Source organism: Congregibacter sp., assembly GCF_047617445.1.
GTDB lineage: Bacteria > Pseudomonadota > Gammaproteobacteria > Pseudomonadales > Halieaceae > Congregibacter.
This window is the reverse complement of the sequence record NZ_JBLGBE010000104.1, coordinates 1-10,606: the sequence shown is the minus strand read 5'-3', so window position 1 is coordinate 10,606 and position 10,606 is coordinate 1. Positions and strand designations below refer to the sequence as shown.

Annotated in this window: 10 protein-coding genes; 7 read left to right on the top strand and 3 right to left on the bottom strand. The window is 53.3% G+C overall.

Annotated elements, in window-relative coordinates:
• Positions 1-41 precede the first annotated feature (41 nt).
• The 3 genes from ACI9KD_RS15880 to ACI9KD_RS15870 all read left to right on the top strand — a co-directional run bounded on the left by ACI9KD_RS15880 (position 42) and on the right by ACI9KD_RS15870 (position 3,008).
• Entirely contained in the window at positions 42-497 is a 456-nt protein-coding gene (locus tag ACI9KD_RS15880) for a hypothetical protein (RefSeq protein WP_414982150.1), read from the top strand.
• A gap of 165 nt (positions 498-662) precedes the next feature.
• Positions 663-1,595 (top strand): PEP-CTERM sorting domain-containing protein, encoded by a 933-nt coding sequence (locus ACI9KD_RS15875; protein WP_414982149.1) that lies wholly within the window; start codon positions 663-665, stop codon positions 1,593-1,595.
• Positions 1,596-1,715: 120 nt separating this feature from the next.
• Positions 1,716-3,008: an amidohydrolase family protein gene (locus tag ACI9KD_RS15870; protein WP_414982148.1), complete on the top strand. Its 1,293-nt coding sequence runs from the start codon at positions 1,716-1,718 to the stop codon at positions 3,006-3,008.
• Positions 3,009-3,101: 93 nt separating this feature from the next.
• Here the strand turns inward: ACI9KD_RS15870 and ACI9KD_RS15865 are convergent, their stop codons facing one another.
• Positions 3,102-4,091 carry an MBL fold metallo-hydrolase gene (locus ACI9KD_RS15865; RefSeq protein WP_414982147.1) on the bottom strand — a complete coding sequence of 330 codons (990 nt, stop codon included), beginning with the start codon at positions 4,089-4,091 and terminating at the stop codon, positions 3,102-3,104.
• Positions 4,092-4,294: 203 nt separating this feature from the next.
• Between ACI9KD_RS15865 and ACI9KD_RS15860 the strand changes: the two genes are divergently transcribed.
• From ACI9KD_RS15860 to ACI9KD_RS15845, 4 genes are all read left to right on the top strand, one after another.
• Positions 4,295-4,855 carry a TetR/AcrR family transcriptional regulator gene (locus ACI9KD_RS15860; RefSeq protein ID WP_414982146.1) on the top strand — a complete coding sequence of 187 codons (561 nt, stop codon included), beginning with the start codon at positions 4,295-4,297 and terminating at the stop codon, positions 4,853-4,855.
• A 109-nt stretch (positions 4,856-4,964) separates the two neighbouring features.
• Positions 4,965-5,681 carry a hypothetical protein gene (locus tag ACI9KD_RS15855; RefSeq protein WP_414982145.1) on the top strand — a complete coding sequence of 239 codons (717 nt, stop codon included), beginning with the start codon at positions 4,965-4,967 and terminating at the stop codon, positions 5,679-5,681.
• 64 nt (positions 5,682-5,745) lie between these two features.
• Entirely contained in the window at positions 5,746-6,201 is a 456-nt protein-coding gene (locus ACI9KD_RS15850) for a YybH family protein (protein ID WP_414982144.1), read from the top strand.
• 70 nt (positions 6,202-6,271) lie between these two features.
• Positions 6,272-8,140 (top strand): NAD(P)-binding protein, encoded by a 1,869-nt coding sequence (locus ACI9KD_RS15845; protein WP_414982143.1) that lies wholly within the window; start codon positions 6,272-6,274, stop codon positions 8,138-8,140.
• Between the two features lie 12 nt (positions 8,141-8,152).
• Here ACI9KD_RS15845 and ACI9KD_RS15840 read toward each other — a convergent pair whose 3' ends face one another.
• Together ACI9KD_RS15840 and ACI9KD_RS15835 are read right to left on the bottom strand one after the other, a co-directional pair.
• Entirely contained in the window at positions 8,153-8,434 is a 282-nt protein-coding gene (locus ACI9KD_RS15840) for a hypothetical protein (RefSeq protein ID WP_414982142.1), read from the bottom strand.
• 590 nt (positions 8,435-9,024) lie between these two features.
• Positions 9,025-10,473: a sulfatase-like hydrolase/transferase gene (locus ACI9KD_RS15835; protein ID WP_414982141.1), complete on the bottom strand. Its 1,449-nt coding sequence runs from the start codon at positions 10,471-10,473 to the stop codon at positions 9,025-9,027.
• Positions 10,474-10,606 lie beyond the last annotated feature (133 nt).

Genomic DNA, 10,606 nt, shown 5'->3' with positions numbered 1-10,606 from the left:
TACACTTTGGCTAAGCGGTATGTGCCAAACGGGAGATCAAGATGACGGGAAGCCAGCAGCTTATATGCGCTGCTGCTCTGAGCTTTATGGCGTCAGTACTGCACGTGGCGGTGGTCTTTGGTGGACCACGTTGGTATCGATTGTTTGGAGCGGGAGAGGGTATGGCCGCTTTGGCTGAAAGAGGCAGTATTCAGCCGACATTAATCACCATGGGAATCGCTGCGGTGCTATTTGTGTGGGGGCTTTATGCCCTTTCGGGCGCTGAGGTTATTTTTAAGCTCCCGTTACTGAGATTCGCCCTTGTAATCATCACCTTGATTTACCTGCTTCGTGGTTTGGCCGGTTTTGTGCTGCCATTTGTAAGTGATCATCCGTCCATTGCCCAAAATTCAGTGACGTTTTGGATGGTCAGTTCCTTAATTTGTTGTGTGTTTGGTGTGTTCCACCTCTTTGGCACAATCAATAGTTGGGCGCAGTTGGCAGGCAAGGGAGCGTAACGAGGCTAGGTTGTTGCGTGAATGGTATGCAACTATTCGAGGTTCTGGGGTATCCCAGCGCAGCTGGCGCAGACAGAGACAACTCAGGCCATAATCCCCGCAGCGTTTACAGCTTATTAGGATCACTTTAGGATCACTGCTTCTGCCTGACTACAACGATAAATCATGAAGACAGCTTCGTTAGTTCTTTCAGCCTTACTTGCCTGCAGCGCGCCCATCGCAGCCGCCGAGACGTCGCTGCTCTTTATCGGCAATAGTTTTACCTTTGGCTGGGGGTCATCTGTGCGCTACTACCGATCTGATTCGGTAAGTGATTTAAACGGTGAGGGCACCGGCGGGGTTCCTGCGCTGTTCAAATCCTTTGCCGATCAGTCAGGTCTGAATTACCGAGTGTCGCTGGAAACAGTAGGCGGAAGCGACATCCAGTTCCACCTAGACAACAAGTTGCAGGTGATCACGAGCAAGCCTTGGGATCAGGTCGTGATGCATGGCTACAGCACTTTGGATCCGCAAAATCCCGGGAATCCCGATGCCTTGGTTGCTCAGGTGACGAAGATGGCGACTGTTCTGCGAGACAAGCAGCAAGACGTGAGGATTTACCTGACGGCCACCTGGCCCCGCGCGGATGAGGTGTACTTACCGGAGCGCCGTTGGAGTGGTCAAACTGTTCAGCGTATGGCGACCGATATTCGCAGGGGCTATGACCTTGCCGCCGCCAAGTCCGGAGCGCGGGCGGTCAACGGCGTCGGGGAGGCGTGGATTCGCGCGATGCAAAACGGCATTGCCGATTCCAATCCCTACGACGGTATTGAACTCAACAAAGTCGACCTGTGGACCTACGACCATTATCACGCCAGTAGTTATGGCTACTACCTAGAAGCGCTAGTGGTGTTTGGCAATCTCACGGGAGTTGACCCCCGCGCTCTGGGCGCCAATGAGTGCTCTGGCTTCGAGCTGGGTATGTCCCCAGGCCAAATACAAATGTTGCAGCAAGCGGCTTTTGATCAGTTGCTCAGCGACGGGCGTGTTAAGCCTCGAACACTCAAGCAAGATCAACCGCGCTTCGCGGGACCCTGTGCTAGGTCGATTGAGGGCTAGTGTAGTCGCCGATGTCATCCGCGAGGGTGGCACGTTTTCGGGTTCTGCTAGCCTGAATTACAATCTGATGTCTTTCGCCCATCTCCATTGGGAAATTATTCGCATAAGAGGGAACCCTACATGTTGTTAAACAAGTCATCCGCCACTTCTATGCTGTTGGGGGTATTGGCGGCGAGTGCCATCGCCCAGAGTACACACGCAGAACAACTGCTCTTGAGCGCGGACTATATGGTCGATACGGTCAGCGGGAAGTTGATCGCGGATCCTGCGGTCCTCATAACAGACGGTGTGATTGAGTCTGTGGGCACGCGCGGCAAGCTCAGTGCCGGTGATGGCGTCCAGGAGCTCTATCTGCAAGGTCAGACGCTGCTGCCGGGCTTTATGGATATGCACGTACACTTGGATTCCGCTATTCCCGGTGTCCCGTTTCTGGAAAGTCGGCTTCAGTCGGTGCCTCGAAAGACTGTTAACGCGGTAGCAAATGCTCGCACGACACTGATGGCCGGGTTTACATCGGTGCGGAATGTTGGCTCCTTAGCCTATTCAGCGATTGCGGTGCGCGATGCAATTAAAGAAGGCCAGATACCCGGTCCGAGAATTTGGGCTGCCGGTCACTCCATTGGCATTACTGGCGGTCATTGTGATGACAATTATTCGCCGCCTGAATCGCAAAAGAAAAGTGGTGGGGTTGCCGATGGTCCTTGGGCCGTTCGAGAAAAGGTGCGCGAAAACATTAAGTATGGTGCGGATGCTATTAAGTTTTGCGCCACCGGTGGTGTTTTTTCTCGCGGCACCAAAGTAGGCGAGATTCAGTACTCCTTGGAGGAGATGCAGGCGATTGTCGACGAGGGGCACTATCGCAATTTGGTGGTCGCGGCGCATGCGCATGGCACTGACGGTATCAAGACAGCAATTATTGCCGGCGTAGATAGTGTCGAACACGCCAGCATATTGGACGCCGAAGCGATTCAGTTGGCCTTAGAGCACGGTACCTATCTATCCATGGATATCTACAACACTGAGTACACCTTGGAGAACGGACGGGAGAATGGCGTTCCCGAAGAAAACTTGCGCAAGGACAAAGAGATTGGTCAGGTGCAAAGAGATAGCTTTAGCGCTGCAGTAAAAGCTGGCGTGAAGATGGTGTTCGGATCAGACGCCGCAATCTATCCCCATGGACTCAACGCGCGGCAGTTCTCGCGCATGGTCAAATACGGCATGACAGAAGCTCAAGCGTTGCAGGCCGCGACCGTAAATGCGGCGACCTTAATGAAGCGCGATGACTTGGGTGTTATTCGCAAGGGTAATCTTGCCGACATCGTCGCGGTATCGGGTAACCCTCTCGAAGACATTAGTGTCACCGAGTCTGTATCCTTCGTGATGAAGGGCGGCGTGGTTTACAAAGATATGTGAGGGGCTGTTGCTGGCTAATTTTTGTCGAGCAATCGAGAACGCCGTTTTGGCGCTCCCGATTGTTTCGTATTCCTTAGCGCACTTAGTCGACGGTTAAGGAAGCGTGATCGGCTCTAGGTGAACCGGGATAATGACCTTGGAGTTTGGCGAAACCTGTTTTGCCGTTTCAGCAAAGGGGAGGAGCTTTCGCTCCACGTTGTCCTTTTGGGAAAAGCTGTAGGGCAGACGAAAGTTATCCCAGTGCGTGGGTATCACGATGGCGGGGTATCCCGTTGATTGCAGTAAGCGACGGTCATAGTCGTAAAGACCCATACGTGAGCCATTAATCCCCGCAAGCAGAATATCGGGTTCCAATCCTTCGAATTCGCGCTCAATAAAGTTCATGGACCCCATGGTCAGTATGCTTCGGCCCCCGAGTCTGGCCAAAAAGCTCAGTGCTCCGCCTTCGATGAACTGCTCGATGCGAAGTGGCGCTTCTAAAACCGTGTCCCGATCGTAGCGTCTTGAGTCGTGGTAGTGCTTTTGGTCCAGGGCAGAGTGGAGTCCAGGCACGACGCGCACACTAAAATTGCCGAACTGATAGTCCTCACCACCCTGCACCGCATAGAGCTGTTCTTCGGGGACACCATAGGCCCGAAGAATCATCACCACGGTTTCTGTACCGATGACTTTGGCGCCAGTCTTCTTGGCGATATAGGGGACATCTCCTAGATGATCAAAGTGTCCGTGCTGGACCAAAATAAAGTCCGCCTCGGGAATCAATTGATCAATCAAGTCGGTATCAACAGGTGCGGGGTCTGTGCGGCTATAGCTGGGACGTTTGTCGTCCGGGTGAGCGGCGCCGCCATAGGGGATTCTAGATGGCCAAGGATCCAGAAGTACGATTGTTTCACCATCGGTCATGCGCCAGCCGGCCGCGCCAAAGTATGTCATCTCAAGGGGGGCATGGGCCTTGGTGACATCAGGAGCTGGTGACGCGCCAAGTGTTAGCGGGTGATTGTCGGCGGGGGGTTGTGCCAAGGTAGGGTAAGCGAGTGTTGCGGTCAGCGCGGTGGCGCTGAGCAGTCGAAGGATTCGGATCATTGGAACCTCTAACAAATACGGAACGATGGCTTTAGCTTTAGCTTCAGCTACACGTGACGTTCGCGCTGATTTCCAAAGAGCTTATCGCAATTCAGCGTGCTCAGGGTGTGCATTGGTCTTTTATCCCCGCGCAGCTGCTTCATATGTCAGGTGACATGTTTTAACCTGCGGGTCTATAGGTTGATTGTTTAGGAACAGCGCTGGTGAGTAATCGGAAGCAAGAAATTTTGCATACTGCCATCGAGATCGTTGCAGACGAGGGTTACGCAGGGCTCAGTATGCGTGCCCTGGCGCGAGCTAGCGGTATGAAGCTGGGCGCTTTGCAATACCATTTTCGGACCGCCGAAGCCATGCTTCGTGAACTGGTTGCTTACATAGCAGCGGAGTATGAGAAGGCTTTTGAAGCACTTCGAGTCGATGGTGAATCGCTGACAGTTCGCGACATCGCAATTTTTGTCCTTGATGATTCCGCGGGGGAGCCCCTGATGGGTGACAGACTTTGGCCACAGCTCTGGGCAATGCAGCAGGTCGAGCCACTGGTAGCGGATTTGGTAGACGATGTTTATGCAGGGTACCTAAGCGTGATGCAGCAAGCGCTCAAAGACGCAGGCAGTGATGCGTCGATAGCAGAAGCACTTTGCCTGATGTCATTGCTGGAGGGAGAAACTCTGTTTACCGGTAGGGGTAGGCGCTGGGCGAGCGAAAGACAGGCTGTTCGGGCTTCTGTGTTGGCGTTCATCGACGCGCGATACCCCAGTCAATAAGCAGGGGTTCAGTGGGTGCGATCACGTGTTGCTCTGTCGGCAGATTCCTTTACATGTCAGGTGACATGTACTAGTTTGTCGAAGCACACATAGCAGGTGGCGTAGCCTCATGAATGTAGAAAGCACATTCGACAACACTGTGAGCAAAGCGGGTTACTGGTCGGTAATCGTCGTTATTGGCACGGTGGTGTTGTCGATGTTTCTTCCCCTGGATGCGCCCGAGGGGCCATTTCCAGATCGGATGATGTGGTTTAGCTCGCATCTTGGCGTATTCATCACGGGTTGGGTTGTGCAGATGATTGCGATGCTCACACTCACCGGTGTTTTCGCCGCTACTGCCTGGCAGGTGCGCGGCTCTAACCCCTTGAGTGCTTTGATGGCCAGTACAGCCCTACTTATATCGCTTGTCGCTTTTATCATTCCCAAATTCATTGCCATTTGGTCCATACCCCAGATGGTGCTGGCATCGGCGACCGTGTCGGCCAATGTAGCGGTTGCCGAGCAGTTGTTTCAGTTGCTGAATCCCTCATTGCCCTATTCGTTGTTTACGTCATTCGATTATCTGGGATTCTGGATGTACGGAGTTTTCGGCCTACTGCTTGCCCCTGCACTGTTTAGACTGTCCTTAAGCGCAAAGATTGCGGCCGTCGCCCTAGGTCTGTTTGGATTGTTGTTTCATATACTGTTCGTGGCTGTGTTGACCGGCAAAGTACTGAGCGCTGACATCGGCCTGCTCTTTGAGTCCATAGGCCTGTTGTTGCTTGTTCCTGTAATTAGCATGGCCTTTTTCTTTCGCACCGCGATCAAGGATGCAAAAATCGCATGATTTAGCGAGGGTGTATTGGCGTAGAGATTAGCCTGAGTAAAAAAAACCAAAGAGGAGTTACACGATGAAGAAGATTTTAACTGGATTTGTTATTGCACTACTTTCGATGTCTGCCCTTGCAGATCACCATGGTGCTCACAACGCGGATCTCCGTGCCGCCATAGTGGCGTTTGATCATGCCTATGCCACTAACGATGTCGAAACCTACTTTGGCTTTTACGCCGACGATGCGACGGCATATTTCGGCGACGGCAGAGTGAACCTTGCCGAGTACCGAGAGATGTGGACTGGACTCATGGCAAGCGGTGGCGGTGTCGAACTGAACGAGATGTCAGACCTACAGCTACAAGTGATGGCAAGTGGAGATGTTGCTATAGCGACATCGTTCATCGACAACCGCACTAGATTGCCTGACGGAACAGTGTCTACCTCAAAGGCGTTTGAAACCGACGTTTGGCAAAAGATTGGGGATAACTGGAAGATCGTCAGCCTGCACTACAGTGATATATCGCCCCAATAGCCATGCTTAGTCTGCGCAACGGCCGGGCGTCGACAATTACAATTGCATGGCAGTGCCGGGGGGTACGCTAGTGAAGTACAAAATCACACGACGAGATTTTTTAAACGGCGTCGCTATCACCGCAGGAACCAGCCTGCTGACTCCCGATGATTTGTTTGCACAGTCTGTTCCCACTCCCACGTCTACTTACTATCCACCGACGCTTACCGGGATGCGAGGAAATCACCCCGGTTCATTTGACGTCATGCATGGTCTGGCCTGGAGTGGACAGAAGCTCGCGAAGCACCGCGAGCTCGATGAGCATTACGATATGGTGGTGGTGGGCGCGGGGGTCAGTGGTCTGGCGGCGGCCAGGTTCTACCAAAAGCGCTTGGGGCCCAAGGCGAGAATTCTGTTACTGGATAACCACGACGACTTTGGCGGTCATGCCAAGCGCAATGAGTTTAATGAAGCCGGCGTCATGCGTCTGGGTATCGGCGGCTCCGTCAATGTTGACAATCCCAGCGGCTACAGTGAAATCTCTAAAGGGCTGCTGGATGATTTGGGTGTAGACCTCGATGCTATGCGTAGCAATATGCAGGCACCTGAATTTCTGTCGACAGATGGCGACACTATGCTGGCAATGGCGGGTCCAGATGGACTGGTGAAGGTGCGCGGAAAGTGGACTCAGCTGATGCTCGGCATTGGCGATTACGAGTCTGCGGTGCGGACGCTTCCCTTACCCCTTAGTGAGCAAAGCCTACTGATCGAATTGATCGCCGGTGACCGCGACTATCTCCAGGACCTGTCCCTGGCTCAAAAATCCACCTATGTAGAGTCCACCAGCTATGCTGACTTCTTGACCGAAGAGGTGGGTCTGGCCCCAGCAACCATCTCGATCTTTTATCCGTTCCCCAAACTTATGTTCGGCCCCGCTGTCTCTAGAATGAGTATTTTGGAGGCCTTTTATCTGGGGAGCCCTGGCATAAGGAGTATGAGCTGGCTCGGTGACCTGGCGGCACAGCTTCTCGACAGCGCTGCGTCCGGCTATGAGTCGCTATACTTTCCAGACGGCAATGCCACCGTCGCCAGACTGCTGGTTCACAAACTCATCCCGGGGGTTGCTCCGAGTATCCAGGGCTTTGACGACATCGCCATAAGCCGTTTCGACTACGATGCTCTAGACCTTAAAAACAGCCCGGTGCGCCTGCGACTCAACAGTACCGTTGTCGGCGTGCGCGAAACCGCTGATGAAACGGTGTCCATTGACTATGTGCGTGACGGAGACGCCGTGCGCGTTACCAGCGACCACTGTGTGCTTGCCTGCTACAACGCTGCGATTCCATACCTTTGCCCTGAGCTTCCCGAAAGCCAGAAAGAAGCGCTGAACTATGGGGTTAAAGTCCCACTGGTATGGACTAACGTGCTGATCGCCAACGGACAGGCCTTCTCAAAACTGGGTGTGGTTTACGTGGACTGTCCCGATGATGCCTATGTTGTAGTTACTGTTCCGCCGCTCACTACCACTGGCGGCAACCAACCACCGGCAGGACCCCAGGAGCCTATGGTTGTTTCCATGATGGGTGTGCCATCTATCGATCCAATCGACGGTGAAAGCAGCAGGGTCATGCTGCGCCGAGCGCGTCATCAGGTCTACGCGACAACCTTTGAGACCTACGAAAAAGAAGTACGTGATCAGCTGCAGGGTTTGCTGGGTGAGTACGGTTTTAACCATGAAACCGACATCAAGGCGATTACGGTCAATCGTTGGGCACATGGCTATTCCTACGAGTATATGCAACTGGAAGACCCAAAATGGGAAGCAGGGCAGGCGCCACATGAGATTGGCCGCGCACAGTTTGGCCGGATTTCCATTGCCAATTCTGACTCCGAAGCTCGCGCGTACTTGGATGCGGCTATCGACGCGGGGTGGCGAGCCGTTGCGGAGCAGGTGGCATAACTCGCATGGTTCTTAGTCCGCCATTTTTCTCAGCTGAGGCATTTCGCCCAACGCAAGTTCAGGGAAAGTCTGTTGGGTTTCTTTGTAGGATTCCAGCAGTAGTTTATAAACGTCATCAAGGCTCGGCTTAAGCGGTTTGAGATAAATAGAGCGTTTGTCCAAAAACCAATGCGCACGTCGTTTGAATTCGTCTTCATCGTCCACAGGCCATCGATGGCAGAACATTGCCATCTCGTCGGCAATGGTTACCAGCTCGATGAGTTTGCCATGGGCGTCTGCATTTTTCTTCAGCATTTGAGGGTTGAAAGAGATTCCCCCGTAAATGGGAATCAAGCAAATCGTCTACCGCGCGGCTTCCTGTGAGCATTATGGCCTGACGAATACTTAAGACGGCTCGACTCGGCATGAGCTTTGCTGCCATGGCAAATATCCGGATCGCGAGGCGGGGCTCAATCTGTGTGAGGGCGAGGATGCTCTCAATGTGTTCGTCCTCGTCGACTCCGGGTCGATCGAGGTTTCCATCGGCCGTTCAGCGTAGGCTGATAACCTGAACAAGCACACTGGGTCCGGTTGCGTATAGTCAGATTGCTTTTACTCGATTCTCGCTATTGATGATGATAATCCTTAGGGCTTGGATCACGCTCTGAGTATCATCAAGGTTGATCCGTTTTTTGCCGCTCGTGTGATTGTACTTGTGCAAAGGGAGTGTAAGAGCGCGTTAACGGAGACGCTTGCACTTGACCTGGCAATTCGCGCTCTAGGTAGACAAGGACTCGTAGCGCCCTTATTTGAGCACTCGCAGGCGTTCGCATTTGCACCAACCCAAGACGCGCAAAAACATCTGTGGCTGCATGCGACGCAGGTGACCACCCTGAGCGAGCAGCTCAGTTACTGGGTGAGTTGGACACTTGATGGTGAATGGGCTTATTTTGCAGGCTTGCTCCACGATCTTGAGCGTTGATTCGCGCTGCCAGTTGTTCTGCTAGACCGCTTGGGGCCCTGTTGGGGAGCAGGTTGTCGAGTTCGTAGGGGTCAGATTCCAAATCGTACAGCTCGTCCATGTCCTTGAGCTCACTGTATCGAATGTATTTATACCGTCCGGTACGCAGCGCTTGGTATCCCATGTTCTGAATACGCGGAAACACCTCGTCAGAATAATATTCGATGAGAAAGTCTTCCCGAATCTGCAGCGCAGAACCGTCAAGAAGGGGCGCCATAGAATAGCCATCGAGGTCATCAGGAATCTTAGCACCGCCAAGAGCCATCATTGTGGGTGCAATGTCTACGTTGCTCACCAGCGCATCCGGATGTGTTCCAGCACTGACTTTTTCCGGATAACGGATAATCAAAGGGATATGGATGCTGGGTTCGTAAGCTAGCCGTCGCTCCTGAGCGAGGCCAAACTCGCCGTAAAAGAAGCCCTGATCGCTGGTGACCACAAACACGGTGTCATCGAGCAGTTGTTTGGTTTCGAGAATATCGATAAGTCTGCCCAGCCCGCGATCAACAGCGCTAAGCATCCGCAGTCGATTCAGAATGATGTCGTCGGGCAAGCCTCCCTCAGGGCTCCGAGGATCACTGTAGTCCACCGGTCGCTCCAAGGCGGGTTTCCCTGCTGTGCTTGCTTGCCAGCTGGGACTACGGTTCAGGGGTTCGCCTGTATACAAATCCTCATCGCCGGCTGCTGGCGGAAATGTGCGGACATAGTTGGGATGGATTTCTGGATGGGAGGCTTTATGTGCGATGAAGGCGAGGAACGGCGTCTCGTCGGCCTCGTCGATGAACGATACTGCGTGATCAGTGAGGATATCCGTCATATAACCCGAGGCGTGACTTGTCACACCGTCGATGTTCATCTCGGGGTCTAGATAAACGCCCTGGCCGACAAAGCTGACCCAGCGATCGAAGCCTGGCCTGGGTGAATCGTCGGCGTGCCCCATATGCCACTTACCAAAAAAACCCGTGCGATAGCCTGAGTCCTGGAGCAGCTTCGGAAAGGTGACGATGCGATGACTTTGCTCGGCTCGTTCACCGTTATCGACGATACCGTTGCGATGCGGATACTGCCCGGTCATGAACACGGCGCGGCTGGGGGAGCACAGCGGTGCAGAGGTGAAGAACTGCCTAAATGAGGCACCTTCGTTGGCCAGTCGCTGAATATTCGGCAGCTCGATAAACGGGTGATCGATGATGTCGTCATAGCGCACGTCGTCCAACAGGACAAAGACGATATTGGGGCGGGACTCTGTGTCAGGGGCTTGTTGATCGCCGCAAGCGCTAAGCACGACAGCCGCGACCAGTAAGACTGGAGCTACGATTCGTTTTATTTTCATACTGTAACTCTAATGGCGTAGGCGCATTTAAATGCTCGTCTCCGCATTATCTAACAAATCGAATTATCTTTAACAAAGAATTTGGCTTTGACGTTCTTGCCATTTTTGTTGATGGCACAGTCCCTGACAAACG